At 36.7% G+C, this 23952-nt stretch carries 18 protein-coding genes and 1 riboswitch; of the genes, 11 read left to right on the top strand and 7 right to left on the bottom strand.

Going from position 1 to position 23952, the window contains the following annotated elements; all coding sequences use genetic code 11:
• Nucleotides 1–149: 149 nt before the first annotated feature.
• From ACF3OC_RS13375 to ACF3OC_RS13365, 3 genes are read left to right on the top strand one after another with little or no spacing between them, the layout of a single operon-like run.
• A complete protein-coding gene (locus ACF3OC_RS13375; protein ID WP_182499467.1) occupies nt 150–1307 on the top strand; it encodes a homogentisate 1,2-dioxygenase in 1158 nt (385 codons plus the stop codon).
• A gap of 17 nt (nt 1308–1324) precedes the next feature.
• Nucleotides 1325–2452, top strand: coding sequence for a 4-hydroxyphenylpyruvate dioxygenase (hppD, locus tag ACF3OC_RS13370; protein ID WP_220476812.1), 1128 nt, complete (start codon nt 1325–1327; stop codon nt 2450–2452).
• A 25-nt stretch (nt 2453–2477) separates the two neighbouring features.
• Nucleotides 2478–3707 carry a Glu/Leu/Phe/Val dehydrogenase dimerization domain-containing protein gene (locus ACF3OC_RS13365; RefSeq protein WP_182499466.1) on the top strand — a complete coding sequence of 410 codons (1230 nt, stop codon included), beginning with the start codon at nt 2478–2480 and terminating at the stop codon, nt 3705–3707.
• Between the two features lie 71 nt (nt 3708–3778).
• On the opposite strand, the gene ACF3OC_RS13360 is transcribed toward ACF3OC_RS13365, so the two are convergent.
• Nucleotides 3779–4174 (bottom strand): (deoxy)nucleoside triphosphate pyrophosphohydrolase, encoded by a 396-nt coding sequence (locus ACF3OC_RS13360; protein ID WP_094255907.1) that lies wholly within the window; start codon nt 4172–4174, stop codon nt 3779–3781.
• A gap of 87 nt (nt 4175–4261) precedes the next feature.
• On the bottom strand, nt 4262–5590 hold the full coding sequence (locus tag ACF3OC_RS13355; RefSeq protein ID WP_392469413.1) for a DUF3472 domain-containing protein: 1329 nt from the start codon (nt 5588–5590) through the stop codon (nt 4262–4264).
• A gap of 209 nt (nt 5591–5799) precedes the next feature.
• On the opposite strand from ACF3OC_RS13355, the gene ACF3OC_RS13350 reads away from it, so the two are divergent.
• From ACF3OC_RS13350 to ACF3OC_RS13330, 5 genes are all read left to right on the top strand, one after another.
• Nucleotides 5800–8400, top strand: coding sequence for a phosphatidylglycerol lysyltransferase domain-containing protein (locus ACF3OC_RS13350; protein ID WP_392469412.1), 2601 nt, complete (start codon nt 5800–5802; stop codon nt 8398–8400).
• Between the two features lie 199 nt (nt 8401–8599).
• Nucleotides 8600–10336 (top strand): helix-turn-helix domain-containing protein, encoded by a 1737-nt coding sequence (locus ACF3OC_RS13345; RefSeq protein ID WP_392469411.1) that lies wholly within the window; start codon nt 8600–8602, stop codon nt 10334–10336.
• A 125-nt stretch (nt 10337–10461) separates the two neighbouring features.
• The gene (locus ACF3OC_RS13340) at nt 10462–11256 is read left to right on the top strand and encodes a DUF695 domain-containing protein (protein WP_277711350.1); all 795 of its coding nucleotides are present in this window, start codon (nt 10462–10464) and stop codon (nt 11254–11256) included.
• A gap of 17 nt (nt 11257–11273) precedes the next feature.
• Nucleotides 11274–11957 carry a hypothetical protein gene (locus ACF3OC_RS13335; RefSeq protein ID WP_392469410.1) on the top strand — a complete coding sequence of 228 codons (684 nt, stop codon included), beginning with the start codon at nt 11274–11276 and terminating at the stop codon, nt 11955–11957.
• Nucleotides 11958–11959: 2 nt separating this feature from the next.
• Nucleotides 11960–12535, top strand: coding sequence for a hypothetical protein (locus tag ACF3OC_RS13330; RefSeq protein WP_392469409.1), 576 nt, complete (start codon nt 11960–11962; stop codon nt 12533–12535).
• A gap of 58 nt (nt 12536–12593) precedes the next feature.
• Here the strand turns inward: ACF3OC_RS13330 and idi are convergent, their stop codons facing one another.
• The 3 genes from idi to ACF3OC_RS13315 form a co-directional block, all read right to left on the bottom strand.
• On the bottom strand, nt 12594–13115 hold the full coding sequence (idi, locus tag ACF3OC_RS13325) for an isopentenyl-diphosphate Delta-isomerase (protein WP_094280056.1): 522 nt from the start codon (nt 13113–13115) through the stop codon (nt 12594–12596).
• Between the two features lie 50 nt (nt 13116–13165).
• Nucleotides 13166–14200, bottom strand: coding sequence for a threonine aldolase family protein (locus ACF3OC_RS13320; protein ID WP_392469408.1), 1035 nt, complete (start codon nt 14198–14200; stop codon nt 13166–13168).
• A gap of 159 nt (nt 14201–14359) precedes the next feature.
• Nucleotides 14360–15034 (bottom strand): DUF937 domain-containing protein, encoded by a 675-nt coding sequence (locus tag ACF3OC_RS13315; protein WP_392469407.1) that lies wholly within the window; start codon nt 15032–15034, stop codon nt 14360–14362.
• A 66-nt stretch (nt 15035–15100) separates the two neighbouring features.
• On the opposite strand from ACF3OC_RS13315, the gene ACF3OC_RS13310 reads away from it, so the two are divergent.
• The gene (locus tag ACF3OC_RS13310) at nt 15101–16213 is read left to right on the top strand and encodes a DUF2891 domain-containing protein (RefSeq protein WP_392469406.1); all 1113 of its coding nucleotides are present in this window, start codon (nt 15101–15103) and stop codon (nt 16211–16213) included.
• A gap of 62 nt (nt 16214–16275) precedes the next feature.
• On the opposite strand, the gene ACF3OC_RS13305 is transcribed toward ACF3OC_RS13310, so the two are convergent.
• Nucleotides 16276–16539 (bottom strand): hypothetical protein, encoded by a 264-nt coding sequence (locus ACF3OC_RS13305; RefSeq protein WP_094280060.1) that lies wholly within the window; start codon nt 16537–16539, stop codon nt 16276–16278.
• A gap of 60 nt (nt 16540–16599) precedes the next feature.
• A riboswitch (SAM-I-IV-variant riboswitch) is annotated at nt 16600–16694 on the bottom strand.
• A gap of 47 nt (nt 16695–16741) precedes the next feature.
• Nucleotides 16742–18205, bottom strand: a complete 1464-nt coding sequence (gene rpoN / locus ACF3OC_RS13300) for an RNA polymerase factor sigma-54 (protein ID WP_094255895.1) — start codon at nt 18203–18205, stop codon at nt 16742–16744.
• A gap of 227 nt (nt 18206–18432) precedes the next feature.
• Here rpoN and ACF3OC_RS13295 point away from each other — a divergent pair, with 227 nt between their 5' ends.
• Entirely contained in the window at nt 18433–20766 is a 2334-nt protein-coding gene (locus tag ACF3OC_RS13295; protein WP_094255894.1) for a transglycosylase domain-containing protein, read from the top strand.
• Between the two features lie 164 nt (nt 20767–20930).
• Nucleotides 20931–23939 (top strand): DPP IV N-terminal domain-containing protein, encoded by a 3009-nt coding sequence (locus ACF3OC_RS13290; RefSeq protein WP_256962482.1) that lies wholly within the window; start codon nt 20931–20933, stop codon nt 23937–23939.
• Nucleotides 23940–23952 lie beyond the last annotated feature (13 nt).

Here is a 23952-nt window from a genome sequence, read left to right as displayed (position 1 = left end):
AAAAGGTTTGATGCCTTATATTAAGGCGCTGATTGCTGATGTTGTTTTTGCCCAATACTAATACCAAAAATAATTCTTTTCTAAGTGATATCTAGCCATAGGCTATGTAAATCAATCATATTACAATCATTTTTTTTAAACTTAATATTATGCCACTTTATCATCAATTAGGTAAGATTCCTCCAAAACGTCATACCGTTTTTAGAAAAGACAATGGCGAATTATTTTCCGAAGAACTAGTGTCTACACATGGATTTTCCAGTGTCTATTCTCTAGTGTACCATTGTTATCCACCAACCATCGTAAAAGAAATTAAAGAGCCTTATGATGTCAATCCTAAGATTGCTCGTGAAAAACATCTGAAACATACCAGCCTTCGTGGCTTTCAAGTTAAACCTCAGAAAGACTTCCTTGAAAGCAGAGTACCTGTTCTGGTAAATTCAGATCTCCATATCTCATTGGCCGCTCCTCAACAGTCCATGGACACTTATTTTTATAAGAATAGCCAAGCAGATGAGGTTATTTTTGTTCATGAAGGTTCTGGAACCTTAAAAACAGGCTATGGTGAAATTCCTTTTGGATACGGTGATTATCTGGTTATTCCGAGAGGAGTAATCTATCAGATATCCTTTGATACCGACAAGAATCGTTTATTTATTGTAGAATCTTTTGAGCCTATCAAGACTCCGAAACGGTATAGAAATGAATTCGGTCAATTAATGGAACATGCTCCTTTCTGCGAAAGAGATATCCGAAGACCACAGAACCTGAAAACTTACGATGAAGCCGGAGATTTTGAAATAAAGATTAAAAAACAAGGCTTAATTTATCCATATATCTATGGTACCCATCCTTTTGACTTCGTCGGATGGGACGGTTATCACTATCCATGGGCATTCTCAATCCACGATTTTATGCCTATTACCGGAATGTTGCACCAACCTCCTCCTGTACATCAAACCTTCGAGACCAATTCTTTTGTCTTATGCAGTTTCTGCCCTCGAATGTATGATTATCACCCCGATTCTATTCCAGCTCCTTATAACCATAGTAATGTTGACTCTGATGAGGTTCTATATTATGTAGATGGCGATTTTATGAGCAGAAAGTCGGTTGAAAGAGGACAAATCACTTTACACCCTGGAGGTATCCCACATGGACCTCATCCAGGTACGGTGGAAAAAAGTATTGGACAAACCAGAACGGAAGAATTAGCCGTAATGATCGATCCTTTCCGTCCATTGATGCTAACTGAACAAGCATTGGAAATTGAGGATCAGGATTATTATAAATCATGGATTAACTAAGTATCAATAAATAAATTATGACACAAACATTTGCTGAAAAGATTGCCAAGGCGCAGGATTTTTTGCCAATCAATGGAACAGACTATATAGAATTTTATGTGGGTAATGCCAAGCAAGCTGCCCATTTTTATAAAACAGCTTTTGGGTTTCAATCTGAAGCTTATGCAGGACCTGAAACCGGAGTTAGAGATAGAGCTTCCTATGTCTTGAAGCAAAATAAAATCAGGATCGTATTGACGACTGCTTTGAAATCGGATAGCCCAATTTCAGAACATGTGAAAAAACATGGTGATGGGGTAAAGATCTTGGCGCTATGGGTAGATGATGCAGAAAAATCACTCCATGAAACCGTTAAACGCGGCGCAAAAGTATATCAGGAGCTAGAAGTTCGTCAGGATGAATTTGGTGAGGTGAGAACAGCCGGGATTTATACTTATGGCGAAACAGTACACATGTTCGTGGAACGTAAAAACTATTCAGGACAATTTATGCCTGGCTATGTTAAATGGGAAAGTGATTACCAGCCTGAAGAAACCGGACTACTTTATGTGGATCACTGTGTAGGTAATGTGGGCTGGGATCGAATGAATGAAACCGTGGAATGGTACCAAAATGTAATGGGTTTTGTGAATATCCTTTCTTTCGATGACAAACAAATAAATACCGAGTATTCCGCATTGATGAGTAAGGTGATGAGCAATGGAAATGGATATGTCAAATTTCCTATCAATGAACCTGCCGAAGGCAAGAAGAAATCTCAAATTGAAGAATATTTAGAATTTTATGAAGGTGAAGGTGTTCAGCATGCTGCATTAGCAACTCATGATATTTTAAAAACCGTAAAGGCATTAAAAGCAAGAGGGGTAGAGTTCCTAGGGGCTCCGCCTGAAGCTTATTACGATATGTTACCTGAACGCGTTGGTGAGATTGACGAAGAAATTAAAGCCATCCAAGAATTGGGAATCTTGGTGGATCGCGATGAAGAAGGTTACTTGTTACAGATTTTCACCAAACCAATTGAAGATCGTCCAACCCTATTTTTTGAAATTATTCAACGTAAGGGAGCTCAAAGTTTTGGAGCAGGAAATTTCAAGGCGCTATTTGAAGCAATTGAAAGAGAACAAGAGAAACGCGGTAATTTATAGGGATTTACAGATGAACTTATTAATAATGAAGGACCTTTTAAAGGAGTTTGAAGAGAAGAAACCAGAGATTGTCTTTGAATGGAAAGATACAGAAACAGAAGCTGAAGGTTGGGTTGTTATCAACTCATTACGTGGAGGGGCTGCAGGTGGTGGAACCAGAATGCGCTTAGGCTTGGACCGTAATGAAGTTGAATCCCTGGCAAAAACCATGGAGGTAAAATTTACCGTTTCTGGACCATCAATCGGTGGTGCCAAATCAGGGATTAATTTTGACCCTGCCGATCCAAGGAAGCACGATGTATTAGAACGTTGGTTTAAAGTTGTGACTCCATTATTGAAGAATTATTATGGTACGGGAGGTGATTTGAATGTGGATGAAATCCATGATGTTATTCCATTAACCGAGCAATTTGGTCTGTGGCACCCTCAAGAAGGTGTTCTGAATGGACACTTTGATATTCGGGAAAATGGCCGCATTCACCAGATTGGTCAGCTTCGCTATGGTGTTTCCAAGGTTTTGGAAGATTCTCAATATAGCCCTGATTTAAAAAGAAAATTCAAAGTTGCCGATATGATCACCGGATTTGGAGTTGCTGAATCTGTAAGGCATTTTTATGATTTATACGCTAGCAATTTAGTCGGAAAGAGAGCAATCATTCAAGGATGGGGTAATGTTGCAGCCTCTGCAGCGTTCTATTTGAGCAAGCACGGAGTAAAGGTTGTAGGAATTATCGATCGCGTCGGCGGATTAATTAATGAAGATGGCTTCACTGAAGAAGAGATCAAATCTTTGTTTTTAAATAGAAATGGTAATTCATTGAATTCAGAGTCTATGATTCCATTCGATGAGATTAACGAAAAAGTATGGAGTTTAGGTGCTGAAATTTTTATTCCAGCTGCGGCTTCAAGGTTGGTTTCCAAAGAGCAGATTCAAGAAATGGTTGGCAATGGGCTGGAAGTAATTGCTTCTGGAGCAAATGTGCCATTCGCTGACCGTGAGATTTTTTACGGACCGGTAATGGAATATGCAGATCAACATGTTGCGGTAATTCCAGACTTTGTAGCCAATTGTGGCATGGCAAGGGTGTTCGCTTATTTAATGCAACCTAATATCGAAATCAGTGATGATTCCCTGTTCAAGGATGTTTCAGACGTTATCCGAAAAGCACTAGAACAAATTCATAGTTATAGTCCAGAAACCAAGATCAATATATCATCTCGAGCTTATGAATTGGCATTGAGACAATTACTCTAATGGAAATAATAGGAAAGGGATGGGTAAAACCATTCCTTTTCTATTTCCATAAAAAATTAAAATTCGAATTATTAAACCTCTTCTCGGCGAGTACGAATGTACTCCTCTACGATAGGAAGATCAGCATTAGCCCAGTCAAATCGGAATAATTCGGTCCGATCAACCCAAAGTACTTGCGCATGCTCATTGGCTTTTACATCACCACTTTTTATCGAACATACAAATGGGTATAAGGTTAATGAAAAATCAGGATAGTGGTACTCTACTTTAGTAAGCTGTTCCCCAATTTGAATATTTAAATCAATTTCCTCCAATACTTCCCTTACTAAACATTCCTCCAAGGTTTCCCCTTCTTCCAATTTCCCTCCAGGAAACTCCCATTTTAATGGTAGTTTCATCTCAGCAGATCTTTGACAAATTAATAATTGTTGATCTTTTTCTATTAAGGCACAGGCAACATGTATCATCAAAGTAAATATACTAAATTAGGACGGAAAGCATACAATATATAAAGAAAGTGTAACACTTAGTGTTACACTTTAATAATGAGTGATTTATGGTAATTTACTGAAGTCTATCTCAGGATTCTTTTGAACATTATCAAAAATAAATCGTGAATTTGGAGGAACTAATTCACTAAAGAAACCACCGTTCTTCAAAAAATATCCATCCTTGTTTTTACCACCAATAGCATCAATCCTCTGTTTCGCATGGTATGTATTGTCAACAGTAAATTTTGCTTCTGTCACTTTTAGCCATTTTCCATCCGCTGTTCTTACCCATTGATTTTTATAGTTCGCTGTTCTTGAATGGTAACCTTGATTTGGACTGAAATTCTCTAAGAAAGAATGAAATCCAGTCAGATATTTATCTGTCTTTGGTCTTTTGAAACTCGCAATTAATTGCCACTTACCTTCTTCCGGCGCAAAAAACCATGCCGTATAATCGGTTTTTCCCTTGCCATCTGGTTCGCCCTTTAAAAGAAATTTGTATGTGCTTCCTGCTTTCCAATTGTATTTTAAATAACTCTGTCCTCCTGATCCCTCATTTCCGAATTCTCCTGTATGAACATTAGTTCCTTTTTTATTCATGATTATCTTCTGATCATCTGGAATAGCATTTGGATCATCAGTACTGTACGGACTCCATACGGAAAACAAAACTCTTCTTTCGGTTGGAGAATTCACCTGGATTCCAAAATATCCCTCACTGAATCCATTCGCCATATAATATGAACCAACAGGATCTGAACCAACTGGAACTTCAATTTCCGAATAGTAATACTGGATTTTATCATTACTCGGTGCAATGTAGGCTAGGTGACAAGAAGGTCCTCTTCTTGCCCAGTAATAATATTCCGGATCATTACAATAAGTTAAACCCATGCTTACAGCGTCACCTGTTGCTGAAAAACTATTTAATTCTCCAAAATTATCTCCTGACTTATCTATGCCTTGTACATCAATTTTTAAATAGCCTGTGTCCACTTTAAAACTTCCTACTTCAGTTGTTGTAGAACTTCCGTTTTTTAAGTCAACCTTTTTGCTCACTCCATTTACGGAAACCTTAATAGAACTATTGCCTGAATTGGACTTGCTGTTTAATGACAGCTTTAAATTGCCCGCTTTATGGACACGAAGATAGGTGCTGATAATAGTTTTTGAATTTTTCCAATTAGTCAAACCATTTTCTGTGATACGCTCTGTTGTTTGGCCATCAAATACGGTAATAAAGGCATTTCCAGCTAATGGAATCGAATACGTACTGTCGGATTGGTTAATAGGTTTATTGGCAAGTACAGTTTGTTTTGAACATGCTAAAGTTAAGCTTAATCCAAGGATCAAGCTGCTCTGATAGCATATTGATTTTAAGAATTTTATCATGTGGTTATTTTGTTTGAATTCTTGAAGATATACATGCTAAAATTGATTTAAAAGTTTTTGAAGAAAGCAATCGTTTGTTCAAAATTCATTTTTGTAATAACCCTTAACAAGGAACTAATAATTAATTTATAAACAAATTATAATTTTTTAACTAATTGTAAATATGGGCTATCTAGTTTTATACAAACTTTTTGATTTTTTTATTTTTTATGGCTAAAAAAGTAGCTCTTTACCTCAAAAAACTTAAACCTTTACGTTACTGGAAGGAATTACTGGGTATTCTCATCATCTTATTCGCATTTATATTTTTCAGGGATCAACGCAAGGAGATTGAACAAATTATGCCTTTAATCCAAAGTTGCAATCCTTATTGGTTCATTGGCGGATTATTATTGACGTTTTTCTTTATTTTCATGGAAGGCTATATGTATGTAGCCAGCTTTAAAGCAGTGGGTATAAACATTAGTTTAAAGGTTGCCCTAGAATTATTTCTGAAACGTAATTTTTTAAGCGTATTCCTTCCTGCAGGAGGTATTTCTTCCTTGGCCTATACAACTACTCAACTTAGACGGATGAACCTGAATAAAACTCTGATTCATCAAACCAGTATCGTTTATGGTTATATTGCCCTATTCTCGGTTTTTTTATTAGCTGTTCCTGCTTTGCTTTATAGTTTTTTCCAAAGTAAGCAATACGGAAATCTCCTGATTCCCTTATTGACCTTAGGATTAATCCTGGCCATTTCTTTTTATATAATTTACTCTTTTCGTTATAAGACTTCAATCTATTATTTCATTGAGAAAAAGTTTCCAAAAACGATTTTCCAAATTTCAAATCTCTTTTCATCCGCTGTAAATAAACGTTATTTGGCTTTATCACTTCTTTTTAGTGTATTGGTGGAGTTTTGCGGGATTATCCATATCCTAATTGCCATGATGGCTTTGGGCTTGCCATTGTCCTTCGAAGCTGCAATCCTAGGTTATATTATTTCTACCCTTTTAATGATTGTTTCCCCTTTTTTGCGCGGATTGGGTGCTGTCGAGTTATCCATGTTCTTAATTTTTAAAAAATTCGGATATACCCATGAACAAGGGATAGGTATCACCATTCTGTATCGATTCTTTGAATTTTGGCTGCCCCTTATTTTTGGATTTATTTCCTTTTCAATGAAAGGAACCCAATTACTCACTCGAATTGGACCTGCAGTCATGATTTTTATTCTAGGAATAATCAATATTATATCGGTCCTTTTACCTCCAATTGCGGATCGATTGCACCTGGAACGATTTTATTTCCCTGCGGAAACTCTCGCTATTTCCAAACTAATGGTTCTGATTATTGGTATAGGTTTGATTGTTTCTTCAACCTATTTGTTGAAAGGATTCAGGAATGCTTTCTGGTTTGCCTCTTGTTTTTGTGTGATATCCTTAATAGGTCACCTATTAAAGGGCATCGATTATGAAGAATCTATCGTAGCTGCAATTACCCTGGTCTTTCTACTCTTCAATCATAAGGAATATCGGGTTCAAGCCAATAATTATTGGGTGAGAATAGGGGTATTGACTTTCATCTTTAGTTTTATTGCCATCGTAATTTTTGAAACTCTCAGTTTTTATATTATTGACAAAAGACATTTCGGAATTGATTTTACTTGGAGGGAGTCTTTTATCTATGCCATGCGTGGTTTCCTGTTGTTTTCGGATGCAGGACTAGAACCTAGAACTAATTTCGGTAGGGAGTTTTTGCATATAATACATGCATTGGGTTTTGGCTGCTGGATTTTATTTTTTTATACGATCCTTCGCTCAAAAAAATATATCGCTGCCAACTGTGATCAAGATAAAAGGGCATTAGCCAAGAATCTCATGGAAAGATTTGGAAATTCTTCGCTTGATTATTTTAAAATCTCAAATGAAAAAGAGCTCTATTTCTCTAAATTCTACCTAGGTTTTGTTTCCTACCGAGTGGCAAATAAATATGCTGTGGTTTTGGACGAACCTGTTTGTCATTGGACAGATAAGGAAGATGTTATTCAGGAGTTCGATGAATATTGTATGAAAAATGGTTTAAAGAGCATTTACTTCAGAATATCTGAGGATGGCTTATTGAACTTTCAAAGTTTGAAGAAAAAGAAATTATTGATCGGGGAGGAGGGAATTGTAGATGTGCAACAGTTCTCCTTGCAAGGTAAGTCTAGAAAATCCTTACGTAATGGATTGAACTACCTGGAAAAAAATGGTTATAAGGCGGTGATTCACACTGCACCTCAATCTCAGGAATTGCTGAGCGAATTGGCGGCCGTTTCTGGAGAATGGCTCCTGGAAAATAACAGAACAGAAGTGATTTTTTCCCAAGGCCAATTTGATATGGAAAACTTGCGCTCCTCAGATATCATCTGCATTGAAAATAAGGAAGGGAAAGTTGTATCATTTTTAAATATTATTCCCGATTACGCTTTGGATGAATGTACCTATGATCTATTCCGTAAAGTGACTGATGCCCCAAGTGCTTGTATGGATGGATTGATCGTCAAATTAATTGAATATGCGAAGTCCAACGATTTTAGATATATCAATCTAGGTATGGTTCCATTGGTTGGAATTGAAAAACCTGATAATGCTGCAGAACATATCATGCAATTTGTATCCAGTAATTTTCCAAAATTCAAAAAGTTTCATAACCAAAGAGATTTTAAGGATAAATATTGCAATAAATGGGAAAAACGCTATTTATTATTTGATCACGATTTTGATTTACTACACTTGCCAGCCGTCATGAAAAAAGTAATGAAAGCCATGCCTACCTCATAATTGCTTATTATGAATATTAAATTAAATGGTTGAACATGTAATTAATTTTGTGAAAACATTAGCATTTTGATAATGAAGTTCATCATAATTGGTAAAAAAAATTATATTTACGCTAATGACCATTTAATTTAAATTGTTCTTCGCAAAAAAATTAATTCTGGTTATCTAATTCTATGATTATTTAACTGTAGTTCAGTACATGAGGAGTAAGTATTCAATTTTATCTTGTTTTGTTTTTATCAACTTATTGTTAAGTGGTTTTGTTACAAATGCTCAAAACACTGCTGATAGTTTAAGCAAATACTCCCATGATGAATTAATAGACAAGGCATTTGAAACTCGATCTACCCTTTACCTGGACTACCTCGAAAAACAGAAACTCAGCCAAGACGAAAAAAAATTATTATATACCTGGTATTATTACCTAACTGCCGAAAATGGCGACTTGGATATTACCCTTAAGTACCTGCAAAAATTAGATTCAATCTCTAAACTTACCAATGATCCCAACAATCAATTCAATGCTAAAATGGGAGCAGCTGAGGTATATTATAAGAAATCTGAATATGCTAAAAGTAAAGAAGCCTTTTTACAAGCTGAAAAGTTTGTGGAGAGTTTTGCGGATGGCACTGATCGAGTTCTTGCCAAAGCAGAGTATGATTACTTTTACTATTTAAGTGGAAACTTCGATGTATATAATCATAATTTGGAAGTAGGCATCAAGGAGTTGCAAGCTATCAAGACCGATAAAATGCCCCTTGAAGAAAAGAGGTTCCATATTAATTCAATTGCCACTTTAGCCGTAAACCTAGCATGTGGTTATATTCTAAAAGAAGATTTCGACCATGCTGAAAAGAACCTGAAACTCGTAGATGATATTTATGCAGAGAATTTTAAAGGTGACACCACAAGCACCTTTGTTCATGAAATTCTTGTAAAAGGGAAATATCATTTCTTTAAAAAGGAATTTGAAAAAGCAATCCCTTTCTTTAAAGAAGTGATTGATATCAACCAAAGAAAGGATTTCAAAGAGGATGCCTATATGGCGAAAGTCTTCTTAGGAATGGCATATTATCAATTGGAAGATTATCAGCAATCCCTGGATTATCTAGAGAATGCTATTAATAATCATATGCTGGTAGCAGATTATATAAAATATGAAATGGAATCCTACCGATATGCATCCCTGGCAAGTAAGGAATTGGGGGATACCGAGAAAACACTGCGTTATTCTGGGTTATACATGGAACAGGATGAAGCATTGAATGATAACAAACGATCTACTTTTATCAATTCCTTTATCAATAACCTTGAGGTTGGAAAATTACAAAAGGATATCTCCGCCAAAGAAAGTACAAATTTCAAATTAAGATATATCCTCTTTGGATTGGCAATTTTAATTGCCGGATTAGGAGTGGTACTCGTTTACCAGATCAAGGAAAATAAAAAGAATAAAAAGAAGATTCAGGATTACCTTGAACAATTAAGTCAGAATAAGAAAAATAAAGACCTGGCCCTTAATAAAAAAGAGGCAGTTAATCAGGAAGCTATAGCTGAAAATCAATCCAAGGAGATAGATGATAAAACTGCTAGAATTCTTGATAAGTTGGAAGAGTTCGAAGAAGGGGAGTTGTTTGTGGATAGTAAAATGAGCTTGGCATTTCTGGCAAGTTACCTTGAAACCAATACCATCACCTTGTCGAAAATTATCAATACTCATAAGGAGATGAACTTTAATGATTATATCAATGGATTGAGGATTCGCTATATTATAGAAAAAATAAAGAATGAACCTAAATTCGACCAATATAAGATATCATACCTGGCCGAGGTAAGTGGTTTTTCTTCCCACAGTATCTTCAGTAAGGCATTTAAGAAAAGTACTGGGGTTACACCTTCCCAATTTTTAGATTATTTAAAAGAAGAAACGGTTTAAAACCAATTTTCCCCCAATCCAAGCTGGTTATTTTATATAATTCAACAATACCTTTATTCGGACATTTAAAAGTAGCCTCTTACATTTGGTAATACAATTATCTATGTTTTACCTAATGAAGAGAAATGTTAAATTCATTCTTTAAAAGAAAGATATCAATCCCAAAGCATCAGGAGAATTGGCAAGTTTATTTTTCAAGAATAAATAACCAACAAACTTCGGTGATTGTAGATTTAAATATTGCTAAGATTGCTCCTGTGAAAGTCTTGCCTGAAGTTTTCTACCTGATAATTCCCTTTGATTTTGCGAATGATAATGGACTTCCTAGTTTGGAAAGTTACAAGATGATCAAACAAATTGAAGATGAAATCGCTGAATTAAATCATCGCTTCGCAGAAAACCTCCTCCATGTTGCCACTTTGACCATGAATTCGGAACGCTTACAAATGTATTACTGTAGCAAAGTTGATGATAGTAAAGTATTCTTAGCGCAAATCGATAAAGCATTCAATCATCAACTTACTTATCAAATAGATCATCGAGCTGATCCTGACTGGAGCGACTATTTCAATCTAGCTTACCCATTGCCCTTTCAATTGGAGATGATTAAAAATAGGCTGGTATTAAGAAAGCTAACTGAAGCTGGTGATAATCTCGTGAAATCTCGAAAAGTTAACCATTATCTAGTTTTCAACGCTGAGAAGGATGCGGGTCATTTTATGGAATTTGCAGAAAATGAACGTTTCGTCTTGTTCATGATGGAGAAACGTGGTGATCAATGGAAATTGGGGATTTCCAGGAATGATTATGTTTCCTATGAGCAGATAGATGAATTGTGCCTGCCTCTCTGGGAAAAGGCGCAAGTATATAATGGAACTTATAATGGCTGGGAATCTGAAGTTATTATTTCTCAGGCTTAATTCAAGAATAAATTAATATGTTTTTTAGAGTAGATAAAGTTAAATACGCTTCCTATGTTGCAGATCACTTGCAAAATCCGGTCAATTCCAATAACCCTATGATTATTGTTTATTATAGGAATTACTTTGGGACAGCCCTGTTAACAGGCTATGCCAAAAATTCGGAAGCTGTTTATTATGATAATATCACTGGAAAAACCATTTCTAGAAGAAAATGGACCGATGAAATGAAGAATTATGCGAAGGAGTGCGAAAAACATGTGCCTGCAGCTCCACATCGATTCAAACCCACCATCTTTGGCTATATTTTCCTATTGGGAATGGTCGCTTTATTCGCCTATCTGACTTATGACTCCTTCCTGAAACCTAATCCAAATATCAATCCTGAAAATCCACCAATGGCTCAAAAAATAAATGCTGGAGATTTATATTTTGGACGATTTCTAGAACGTGATCCGGTATCAAAAGTTTCTAAAGGAGCTGGATTCTCTTGGGTTAAATTTATCGACGCCGGAGAAGGAAGCATCTTAATTTCTAGAGCAAGAGAAAAAAGTATTAGCGTCAAACCTTCAATTGAAATGAATAGCACGGATTTTGAAGAGGAAACAATTCCAATGAAAAAAATCGAACATGGAGACTATCAGATTGATCTCGTTTCCGAAGACGGTAGTTTAGAGCTTAGTTTGACAGAGAAAAAATAAAAATGGGAATTAAAGAGGGTATTACAGGGAAAAAAGTGATTAAAATATTTATTATTTGTATTGTAGTAGGATTCTTGTTGTTTGTCTTAGCAATTATACAAACCGTAAAAACAAAATCAACCAGCATTAGTAAAAAAGCTCCTTACAAAGAAATAATTTGCAAAGAACTGATTACAAAAAGACCAATCCGATTATTTATGGAGAAAAATCCGGTCAAGAAGGATTACCCTTATGCATTGTCTGATACAAATCAATCCTATTGGAATTCCTATATGGCTAGCCTGGGAGCAGAAAACCCAGAAATAAAATTAAGTGATTCGGTCGATGCTAATTCCAAATTAGTCTTCGACAAAGCAGTAATGTACACAAATGGAGTTTCTGGATCTTCAGATCCTAGATTGTTTGGAACATTGAGTACCCCCGAAGGAAAAACTTATAAAGTTGAATTTCGATGGGGTAAATATGACTATAATTACCCTTGGAAAGTTTCTCAGAGAGGCTATCTGTTTGAATTGGCACCATGGCAAACCGCGTTAGATACCTCACATTATTATTTGCCTAATGCTGAATGGTGGTAGGGATAAAAATTAAAGATATGGCAGGCATAAGAGGTATTTATACTTCTTATGCCTTTTTTTATGCTAAATATTGTTTGATTTTAGGAAAGATTAATTTAAACCAAAAGGTATAATTTTCCGGATTTTCTGCAAGGTCTCGCTCCAATTCCTCTTTAGGGATATACTTTAAATTCTTAACTTCCTCAGGATTTGGATTCGATATTTCCTGATTATATCTACCTACAAAAATATGGTCATATTCATTCTCCCATAGACCATTATCTAACTCTTCCTCATAACTCAACTGCAGGATTTCCTCAATGTCAATATGAATGGCCAACTCCTCAAAAGTTCTCCTTTTTGCAGCATCTATGGTAGACTCTTTAGGTCTTGGATGCCCACAACAGGCATTTGTCCATAGACCCGGACTATGGTATTTTGAGTCGGCTCTTTGTTGCAAAATAATGTTTCCAGACGCATCCAGAAGAAAAACCGAAAATGCCCGGTGTTTCTTATTTTGAAGATGAGCCTCTTGTTTTTCCATTTCACCAATTTCACGATCATCCTGATCAACAAGGATCACATATTCTTCGACTATCATTGCTTAGATTTAGGGTATTCTCCTAAAATAAGGAATTCATCTAACTTAACCTAAATTTCTACTTGAAGATCGGAGATGAAACTATCAACCCAAGATTCCTCTGTTGCCCAAGAGGTAACAATCCTAACTACGGCTTGTGAGTCGTCAAGCTTTTGCCAAACATAAAACTCATATTTTTCCATTAGTCTTTTAATAACTGTTAAGGGTAGGATTGGAAAAAGCTGATTGCTGACTGGTCGACTCGCAAATGAATAGCCATGTTGTTTTAATGCTTCTGCAAGTTTGCTTGCCATAGCATTGGCATGCTTGCCAAGATCAAAGAAAAGATCATTCTCAAATAAAGCATAGAATTGAGCTCCTAAAATCCTGCCTTTCGCCATTAAAGCTCCTTTTTGCTTAATGTAATAATCAAAGCCCTCTGCTAAAACAGAATTCTTAAATACTATAGCCTCACCTAAAAGCGCTCCATTTTTTGTTCCTCCAATGTAAAACACATCCGCTAATCTGGCGATCACCTCAATACTTACATCACTGGAAGGGGAGGTGAGAGCAGTGGCCAACCTTGCTCCATCGATAAAGAATTTTAACTGATTTTCCTTACAGAAGAAAGCAATCTCCTCAATTTCTCGCTTACTATAAATACTACCAATCTCGGTACTTTGCGAAATATAAACCATTGCTGGTTTTACCATATGATTGTCCGTATGGACATCTAAAACGGATTGTATACCTGCTACCGTTATTTTCCCTTCCTTATTCGGGATACAATTGATTTTATGTCCCGTATTTTCTATGGCACCTGTTTCATGAACCTCAATATGTCCCGAGTCTACTGCTATTACAGATTCATAGGGTTTTAACAAATGGCTAATCACCAATAAATTTGCTTGGGTACCTCCAGAAACAAAAAATACCTCCGCATCAGCGTTGGAAATACGTTTTTTAATAAAACTCTTCGCAGCCTTACTTAATTTATCATCGCCATAACCTGCTTCTTGGTCTAGATTGGTTTTTAAAAGTAGATTTAGAATATTGGGATGTGCTCCTTCTGAATAATCATTCTTGAAGCTAATTTTTAATTCCATAGGGTAAATATAATCGTTTTTGGAATTCGAAAATTGAAATCTTTAAGGATTGAGAGTTTAAAAGGAGAAAATTTTACGCTTTAAAGGAATTGAATATCCCTAAAAATAAAAAAGGATTGATCGTGATGATCAATCCTTTAAGAGATATGTTTTCTGTGCTTATTTTCCAAACATGCCTGCCAGGCTATCTAAAATACTTCCTTTGGCATTATTGTCATTTTTCTGATCAAAGAATTGCCCAACTAAATCCCCTAATCCGCCTGCAATATTTGGTTGTGCATTACCGGCTGAATTAGAAGATCCGCCACCCAATACACTTCCAATCAAATCGCCGATACCACCACCGGAAGCACCTGCGTTTGAAGATCCTCCACCTAAAATACTTCCCAATAAATCGCCAATGCCGCCAGAGGAGCCGCCGTCAGATTGTTTTTTCTTGCCCAAATAACCCATTACTAATGGCGCTAAAAGGGCCAATATACCACCAATTTTTCCAATGCTAATTCCCGATTTCTCAGAAAGGGATTGCTTAACCGTTTCGGTGTTCTTTCCGAAAATATGGTTCACAATTTTATCTTCATCTTCAGTAGGTCCCTGATTGAATAATCCTGCTAGATTATCAAAAATCCCTCCTGAATGTGAGTCTAATGCGTTTTGAATGCCTTGAGCTTGTTCAGGACTTTTCTGCGCATTGTAATTTAATGCCGACATCATTAATGGAATTGCAGCCGAAACTACCCATTGCGTTTGATTCTTATCTAGTCCTAATTTTTCAGATATCCCTTCAGTAGCTTGGGAACCAATACTTCCTGAAATTAAATCACTAATGTTCATACTGTAGATTGTTATAGTTTATAAATGTTATTTTTATAACTCAAATATATTGCCAATTTTACTAGTATGAAAAAAATATGTCTAAACATCCTTGTGGGTGTAGCCTTACTTCTAACAAGCTGTTCTAATGAGTCTAAAACCAGGGAAAACCCTGAAGGAAAGAAATATGAAAATGTAACATTATCTCCTGATCTCGCGAAGATTATATATGATATGCCAACGCATTGTATCCCAGTTGAATATCCAAATAAATTAGGCCAAGTTCTAGGTTCGGATACTGACCTGAAATCCCCTAAAAAACTTAGACCGGTGTTCTATGGTTGTTTTGATTGGCACTCCTCCGTACATGGATACTGGTCGGTAATTAAACTTTTAAAGCAATTCCCTGAATTGGATAAGGAAGGGACTATGCGAAAGGTCTTGAATGATCATATCACAGCCGAAAATGTTGCCACTGAAATAGCTTTTTTCAATGATAAGAATAATTTAAGCTTTGAAAGAACTTATGGATGGGCTTGGTTATTTAAACTTCAGGAAGAATTGTACAACTGGGAAGATCAGGATGCTAAAAGGTGGAAAACAAACTTACAACCTTTGGTCGATTTATTGGTTTCAAAATATATTGAGTATCTACCTAAACTTGTTTACCCAATCCGAGCTGGTCAACATGATAATTCTGCCTTTAGCTTATCCTTATCCTTGGATTATGCCAATACCGTTGGGAACGAGGAATTCATAAAAGCCATCAAAGAAAATTCTACCCGTCTATTCCAGGCTGATAGAAATTGTGATTTAGCTTATGAGCCAAGTGGTTATGATTTCCTGTCTCCATGTTTGGAGGAAGCATTCCTAATGAGTAAAATAATGGATAAAACTACTTATATAAACTGGTTGAAAGACTTTATGCCCGATTTATTCAGCCAAAAGTTTGAATTGAATCCAGCAATTGTAAAAGATAGAACAGATGGAAAATTGGTTCATTTGGATGGATTGAACTATAGTCGCTCTGCATGTTTATCTGGAATCTCCAAAATGGATCCAAGCTTGGAACATCTTCAAGCAAATGCGGTAGAACATTTTAATTTTTCTATTAAAAATCTAAGCAAAGAGGATGATTATATGGGAAGTCATTGGTTGGGGACATTTGCATTGTACGCAATTAATGGTTTGAATAAATAGCATATGGATTAGAGCTTTGAGATGAGAATATTATGTCCCCATCTCAAAGCCTATTATTTCTGCTAACAAATAGGAATTAATTTATTCTCTGATAATTTTACTGGAACTCTTTGAATCTGGGTAAAACCATCTTCAGTACTGATGATTGCTGAAAGGTCAATTCCGCGATTGGACAAGGTGCTCAATAGGGCAGTCCTAAAGGCCGTTTTGTTGGTTCCCCAATTGGAATTCACCAAATCATTGTTCAAAATGACCAATTCATTGTTGGAATAATGGTGGAATTTCTCCACTAAATGTTGATGTAAGGGTTTTGTTGTGTTGGACATACAATTAATGTTTAAAGTGTTTAACCATAATTGCATTCAGAGACGTCTATTGGACCTTGCAAGATTCGTTTATTTTGGCTGCTCGCCCGTATCGATTTACCACCGCGGTGACTCCCACTCGGTTGGTATTGCTTATGCAATTCTGAATACTCTACAAACTTAGTAGATTATATTTTATTATGCAAGAAAATTTTTGAAAATTCTATAATTCTTTTCTTAGACGTGCCACAGGGATGTTCATCGCTTCCCTATATTTCGCAACCGTACGACGTGCAATCGAATAGCCCTTTTCTTTCAGAATTTCAGTCAGCTTTTCGTCTGCCAAAGGCTTTCTTTTATCCTCGTTCGCAATACACTCCTCCAAAATCTTCTTGACTTCCTTGTTGGAAACCTCTTCACCTGATTCTGTTTGAATAGCTTCGGAGAAGAATGATTTCAATAAGAATGTGCCAAATTCCGTTTGAACATATTTAGAGTTTGCAACCCGCGAAACAGTTGAAATATCCATTTCGATTTTGTCGGCTATGTCCTTTAAAATCATTGGCTTAAGCATTCTGTCATCTCCGGTTAGGAAATAATCATATTGATATTCCATGATTGCGTTCATGGTTTTCAATAGGGTTTGTTGTCTTTGTTTGATAGCATCGATAAACCATTTTGCTGAATCCAGTTTTTGTTTTACAAATTGAACTGCTTCACGCATTTTTTTGTCGTTTTTCTCTGCTTTTTCATAATGCTCAAACATCTCCTGGTAGGAGCGGGATACCCTTAATTCTGGGGCGTTACGTCCATTAAGAGTTAGGTGCAGGACACCATCATTATTTGAAATATGGAAATCCGGAATAATCTGTAATTGCTTTCCAGCAACAGCACCTGAATCTCCCGGTTTTGGGTTAAGCTTTAATATTTCATTTACGATCTCTTTTAACTCCTCGGAATTTACCCCAAGTTGCTTTTCGATTTTATCGTAATGTTTTTTGGTGAACTCATCCAGATAATTCTCAACAACTTGCATCGCCTGTTGAATGATCGGATTATTCTGGTCTTTCTTACGTAATTGGATAGCTAAGCATTCCTGAAGGTTTCTTGCACCAATTCCTGGAGGATCAAAGGATTGTACAATCTTCAGCATCTCCTCAACTTCATCTTCTTCGACAATGACGTTCTGTGAAAATGCAAGGTCATCAATTAAGGAAAGGATAGGTCTTCTTAAATAGCCATCATCATCTAATGAGCCAATGATTTGTTGACCAAGAACATAATCCTTGTCCGATAGCGCCAAGAGGTCTAGCTGATTCTGTAGGTTCTCAAAGAATGAATCCTGAACGGCAATAGGAATCTCCTTTTTCCCTTCGTCATCATCATGGTCATAGCCACCGCCATAGTCCTTATAATCATCTTCTTGTATGTATTCATCCACGCTAAACTCATCGTCATAGCTGTTGTCTTCCATATTGAAGTCATCATCAGGATCCTTGTCAGGATACTCCTCAACCGGTTCATTCATGTTAGTCAAACTTCCATCTTCCAAAGCAGGGTTCTCTTCAAGTTCCTCCTTGATCCGTGCATCTAATGAAACAGTAGGTACCTGAAGCAATTTGATAAATTGAATTTGTTGCGGTGAAAGTTTCTGTAATAATTTTTGTTGTAATGTTTGTTTTAACATGTCCCCGATTAATAAGTCAGGTAAAAATAGGGAATAATATTCAATTTGGTAAGAACGTAAGTAACAAAAGAATTTTTAGGTACAGTTTTTGCTAATATAAATGCCGGAAAAACAGCCTACTTAAAAACCAAAAAATACATTTGTTAAATTTCGTTAATTTTCGTTCTAAGCTTCATTTTTGAGCGAATTGCTATGATTTTTTCCAAAGTTTTGTTCATATTTACCGTATGTTTAAACGTGTCCGGAACAAATTTTTGCGTATCGCACTGATTGTTATTTACTTTATTATCTTATTCACTTGTGCGGTTCAAATAAACTTCTTAGGATTGTTCGGATCATCACCTACGAAGAAAGAAATATTGTTGCCCGAATTAAACGTCTCTTCTGAATTATTTACCGCCGATTCCGTATTGCTAGGTCGTTACTACAAGCAGGACCGCGACCCTGTACCTTACGATAGTATATCCCCTAATATTGTTAATGCCCTGATTGCTACTGAGGATGTTCGTTTTAGAAAACATCATGGGGTAGATTTTATTGGTTTATTTGGTGGGGTTTTCTCCACTTTGAGTGGAAGCGACCGCGGTGCCAGTACAATTACTCAACAACTTGCCAAAAACCTGTATAAAACACGATATAAAGACGCTCAAGGTCTCCTAGGTAAAATCCCCGGGGTCGGACTACTTGTGACCAAATACAAAGAATGGATGACTGCCTTCAAGCTGGAAAGTAAATACAGTAAGGAAGAAATCCTAACCATGTACTTGAATACTGTTTCTTTTAGCAATAACGCCTACGGAATTAAATCTGCTTCTGTTCGCTATTTTGATAAATTACCAAGTGAAATCTCTGTCAATGAAGCTGCCGTATTGGTTGGTATGCTCAAAGGTACAACCCTCTATAACCCAATCCGGAATCCTAAAAATGCCCTTCAACGTAGAAATGTCGTTCTAAACCAGATGAGTAAGGAGGGCTATTTAAAGAAAGAAGAAGTAGATAAATTGAGTAAAGACTCTTTGGGTTTGAACTTGAATAATCAGGAAATCCGAAACTCTAATGATTCATATTTGAGAACTGCAGTCGAGAAATGGTTAGAGAAGTGGGCGGAAGATAATGAAATCGATATCTATACTAGTGGCTTAAAAATCTATACCACTATCGACTCTAGAATGCAAAAGATCGCAGAAACCGTGGTTTCAACCAAGATGAAGGAACTTCAACAACGTTTGGATAATGTTTGGGGGAATGATCTGCCTTGGCGCGATAAAGAAGGAAATGTAATTCCTAACTTCCTGGAGGATCATGCGAAAAAACTTCCTATTTATGCTTCATTGATGAAAAAATTCAATGATGAAGCTAAGGTTTTTGAAGAACTGAATAAGAAAAAAAGCATGGAAGTCTTTACCTGGGATGGAATGGAAAAAGTTGATTATTCCACCATGGACTCCTTGAAGCATTATTTAACGATGCTAAATACCGGAATGATGGTAATGGATCCATATAATGGGGATATTAAAGTATGGATTGGTGGTATTAACCATGACTACTATAAATTTGACCATGTTAACCAAGCTAAAAGACAAGCTGGATCTACGTTTAAACCATTTGCTTATGCTGCGGCATTAGAATCTGGGATGGCTCCATGTGATAAATACACTGATAAACCTGTGAAAATTGAGTTTATCAATAATAAGGGTGAACATGAAATTTGGGAACCTAAAAATGCGGACTGGTCATTTTCTCATAGTGAAATGTCGCTAAGACATGCAATGGCTCGTTCTTTAAATACGGTTACTGCTCAAATCACCGAAACGGTGGGCTGGGACAAGGTAGTTGAGATGGCTCATAAATGTGGTATTGATAGTAAACTAGAGTCTGTTCCATCAGTAGGATTGGGGTCTAATGATGTTTCGGTATTTGAAATGGTGCGAGGCTACAGTACCTTTATGAATGAAGGGAAGAGAACTGAACCGGTTTTGGTGTCAAGGATCGAAGATAAGGATGGGAAAGTGTTGGCGGAATTTAAAACCTCAACGAAACAAGCTATCACCGAAGAAAACGCTTGGTTGATGGGTTACATGTTAAGAGGAACAATTGAAGAATCTGGCGGTACCTCGCAAGCATTATGGGAGTGGGACTTATTTCAAGATAATAATCAAATTGGGGGGAAGACCGGTACATCTTCAGATTATGTCGATGGATGGTACATGGGGGTGACCAAAGATTTAGTTGCTGGAGTATGGGTAGGATGTGACGAGCAAAGTATACATTTTAAAAGCTCGGCAACTGGGGAAGGCTCTAAAACAGCTTTACCAATTTATGCGTTATTTATGGAGGAGATGTACAAGCATCCTGAACTTGGCGTAACGTTCGGTAAGTTCCCGGATCCTAAGGTTGAAATCGAGAAAAAATATAATTGTCCAGGACCTCGAATTCGTGTTCGGCAAGATACAAGCAGCACTGAAGAATTAAATCTGGATGCTGAATTACCAAATATTGTTTTACCAGATGTATTGAATCAAAACAATACAAACGAAGAACAGAATGAGGAAACAAATTAATCAGTTTTAATTGATTTGATTTTATTATTTTTATTGACTAATAATAACTTATGAAATTTAATCACATACTTTTTGCGAAAATTTTAAGTATAAACCTACTTCTAGCGATTGTATGCTCCTTAATACCTTCTAATGCGAATGCTCAATATTTTGGACAGAACAAAATGAGGTATAAGAAGCTTGATTTTAAGGTTTATGACACACCGCATTTTAATATCTATTATTATTTGCAGAATGATTCCATGATGAATTGGTTAGCCAAGGAGTCAGAGGTCTGGTATGAATTGCATCAACAAGTATTTCAAGATACTTTTTCGAGAAAAAATCCTATTATTTTATATAATAATCACCCTGAATTCCAGCAAACTACGGCTATTCAAGGGGAGATTAGTGTAGGAACTGGTGGTGTAACCGAGGCCTTTAAACAAAGGGTTGTCATGCCAATTATGCAAATTAATCAGCAAACCCGACATGTTCTTGGCCACGAATTGGTCCATGCTTTCCAATATCGAGTTTTAATTGAAGGTGGGGATTCAACAAGGTTGGAGAATATCGCGAATCTTCCCCTGTGGATGGTGGAAGGGATGGCAGAATATTTCTCCATTGGGAAAAAAGACGCCTTTACCTCTATGTGGATGCGGGATTCATATGCTAGAAATGATTTGCCAAGTTTAAGGCAAATGACAGAGCAATCCAGTAAATACTTCCCTTATCGTTATGGACAGGCATTTTGGTCATACCTGGGGTCTACCTACGGGGATACCGTGATTATGCCTCTATTTATTGAAACTGCCAAATACGGTTATGAATTTGCAATAAAAAGAGTCTTTGGATATGATGCTCAAACTATGTCTACCCTTTGGAAAAATAGTATGGAGAACTCCTACAAGAACATAGGAAAGGACACAACTTCTAATCCAATTGGTAAACTTTTACTATCCACGAAAAATGCTGGTCGAATGAATGTGTCGCCGGCTATATCTCCGGATGGTAAATATGTCGTTTTCTTGTCTGAGATGGATCTCTTCAGTATTGATCTCTTCCTCGCAGATGCAGAAACCGGAACGGTCATTCGAAAGTTGGGAAGTCGACTCACCAATAAGGATATTGATGAATTCAGTTTTATAGAATCTGCAGGTACCTTCTCACCGGATAGTAAGAAATTCGCGTTCTCCGTTTTCAGTGAAGGGAAAAATAAGCTCATGATCGTGGATATCAGTAATGGTAGGACACTTTCGGTGCAAGCCATGGGGGATATCACTGAATTTACCAATATTACTTGGGCACCAAATGGAAGCCTGGTGGCTTTCTCAGGTCTGAAAAATGGGCGAAGCGATATTTATACCTATGATTTAGAATCTAAGCAACTAAGCCAACTGACCGACGATAAATACTCAGATTTCCAACCTAGTTTCTCCAGAGATGGAAAATATATCGTTTTCAGTACAGATAGAATGTCCTTGGAGTCAGCTAGTAGGACTGTTGATATTCCAATGGGATTGGCATATGTCGATGTAAATACAAAAGAAGTTAAGAATATACCTGTTTTCCCAGGTGCCAATAATTTAAATCCTCATTTCTCTTCATCCGGAAAAGAAATATATTTCTTATCCAATAGTGATGGGTTCAGAAATATGTATCGAATCGTTATCGATGGGGGACATGTTGAAAGAATGACGGATTTCTTTACTGGTATTAGTGGTATTACTGAATATTCGCCAGCAATGAGTGTTTCAGCAAATGACGATATCATCTATTCTTATTTTAAGAATAACTCATTCTCCATATATAAGGCGAAAAGTGGCGAGTTTGATTCCGTGTCTGTAGATCCGGCATCAATCAATCTTGAAGCCGCGATGTTGCCTCCGGTTCAAAGCCGTGGCGTGGATGTGGTCAATACCAACCTATATAATTTCAATGCTTATGGCAGGATTTCGGATTCGCAAATTAAAAATATAGCCTATAAACCGAAATTCAAATTAGATTACCTTGCCAATTCTGGCGTTGGGATGTCTGTGGGGTCAAGGTATGGTGCAGGTATTAACTCTGGGGTGCAAGGAATGTTTTCTGATATCTTGGGTTATAACCAAATATTCGCTGCCTTGAATATCAATGGTGAGATTTACGATTTTGGTGGACAAGTAGCCTATATAAATCAAAGAAGTCGTTGGAACTGGGGTGGTTCATTATCCCATATTCCGTACCGATTCGGATTTTATAATTTCGATTCCAGAGATTTAGGAAATGGTGTGGAACCAGTGATTGATCAGTATTTGGTTCGTTCTTTCCAAAGTCAAGCAGACGCCTTTGTTGCCTATCCTTTCAATAGGCATCACCGTTTTGAAACAGGTGGTGCAATATCTTATAACTCCTATCGCGTTGACCGCTTTACGCAAAGTTATTACAACTACTATGGTAATCGCGAGCGAGTACCAAATGATGAAGCTGCTAAAGCATTAGGAGTGTCTAATTTGGATCCATTTAATTTGATGCAAGTCAACGCTGGATTGGTTGGAGATAATGCTGTATTTGGAATCGCTGCACCATTGCAAGGTTTTAGATATAGATTAGGTGCCGAACAGTATTTTGGGACCTATAGCTTTACAGCTTTGAATATAGACTTAAGAAAGTATCAAAGAATTAAACCAGTAACGATTGCTGCTAGGGTCTATTCCTATATGCGGATGGGCGAAGATGCCGATCGTCTTTATAATATTTATATTGGTTACCCTTATATGGTACGTGGGTTTGAATCTAATTCCTTTGGACCAAATAGTATGATTGGATTCAATGATCTTTCAGGGTCGAAAATGGTAGTTGGAAACTTTGAAGTTCGCTTGCCATTTACTGGTCCTGAGAAACTCGCTGTTATTCCTTCAGGATTATTATTCTCAGATTTAAACTTCTTTATTGATGGTGGTTTAGCATGGAGTAATAATAGTATTATTAAATGGAAAAAAACCGATGCTGATAAAGTTCAGGAGAATTTTGGAAATGGTTCGGTTACTACTTATGACTCGAGAGTTACCATGCCGGTATTTAGTGCAGGTGTATCGCTTCGAGTGAACTTATTCGGTGCCATGATATTGGAACCTTACTATGCTATTCAGTTGAATAATCCGACCCGAGAAAAATTTGGAACCTTCGGATTAAACTTTGCTCCAGGTTGGTAGTCTAAGAATTACA

Origin of the sequence: Sphingobacterium cellulitidis, assembly GCF_043187465.1 — a bacterium.
GTDB lineage: Bacteria > Bacteroidota > Bacteroidia > Sphingobacteriales > Sphingobacteriaceae > Sphingobacterium > Sphingobacterium cellulitidis.
This window is presented reverse-complemented; position numbering and strand designations above follow the sequence as displayed.

Excerpts from the sequence above, each read along its gene's own strand:
- ACF3OC_RS13375 (WP_182499467.1), top strand. The coding sequence starts at position 150 with ATGCCACTTTATCATCAATTAGGTAAGATTCCTCCAAAACGTCATACC.
- hppD (WP_220476812.1), top strand. The coding sequence starts at position 1,325 with ATGACACAAACATTTGCTGAAAAGATTGCCAAGGCGCAGGATTTTTTG.
- ACF3OC_RS13365 (WP_182499466.1), top strand. The coding sequence starts at position 2,478 with ATGAAGGACCTTTTAAAGGAGTTTGAAGAGAAGAAACCAGAGATTGTC.
- ACF3OC_RS13360 (WP_094255907.1), bottom strand. The coding sequence starts at position 4,174 with ATGATACATGTTGCCTGTGCCTTAATAGAAAAAGATCAACAATTATTA.
- ACF3OC_RS13355 (WP_392469413.1), bottom strand. The coding sequence starts at position 5,590 with ATGATAAAATTCTTAAAATCAATATGCTATCAGAGCAGCTTGATCCTT.
- ACF3OC_RS13350 (WP_392469412.1), top strand. The coding sequence starts at position 5,800 with ATGGCTAAAAAAGTAGCTCTTTACCTCAAAAAACTTAAACCTTTACGT.
- ACF3OC_RS13345 (WP_392469411.1), top strand. The coding sequence starts at position 8,600 with ATGAGGAGTAAGTATTCAATTTTATCTTGTTTTGTTTTTATCAACTTA.
- ACF3OC_RS13340 (WP_277711350.1), top strand. The coding sequence starts at position 10,462 with ATGTTAAATTCATTCTTTAAAAGAAAGATATCAATCCCAAAGCATCAG.
- ACF3OC_RS13335 (WP_392469410.1), top strand. The coding sequence starts at position 11,274 with ATGTTTTTTAGAGTAGATAAAGTTAAATACGCTTCCTATGTTGCAGAT.
- ACF3OC_RS13330 (WP_392469409.1), top strand. The coding sequence starts at position 11,960 with ATGGGAATTAAAGAGGGTATTACAGGGAAAAAAGTGATTAAAATATTT.
- idi (WP_094280056.1), bottom strand. The coding sequence starts at position 13,115 with ATGATAGTCGAAGAATATGTGATCCTTGTTGATCAGGATGATCGTGAA.
- ACF3OC_RS13320 (WP_392469408.1), bottom strand. The coding sequence starts at position 14,200 with ATGGAATTAAAAATTAGCTTCAAGAATGATTATTCAGAAGGAGCACAT.
- ACF3OC_RS13315 (WP_392469407.1), bottom strand. The coding sequence starts at position 15,034 with ATGAACATTAGTGATTTAATTTCAGGAAGTATTGGTTCCCAAGCTACT.
- ACF3OC_RS13310 (WP_392469406.1), top strand. The coding sequence starts at position 15,101 with ATGAAAAAAATATGTCTAAACATCCTTGTGGGTGTAGCCTTACTTCTA.
- ACF3OC_RS13305 (WP_094280060.1), bottom strand. The coding sequence starts at position 16,539 with ATGTCCAACACAACAAAACCCTTACATCAACATTTAGTGGAGAAATTC.
- rpoN (WP_094255895.1), bottom strand. The coding sequence starts at position 18,205 with ATGTTAAAACAAACATTACAACAAAAATTATTACAGAAACTTTCACCG.
- ACF3OC_RS13295 (WP_094255894.1), top strand. The coding sequence starts at position 18,433 with ATGTTTAAACGTGTCCGGAACAAATTTTTGCGTATCGCACTGATTGTT.
- ACF3OC_RS13290 (WP_256962482.1), top strand. The coding sequence starts at position 20,931 with ATGAGGTATAAGAAGCTTGATTTTAAGGTTTATGACACACCGCATTTT.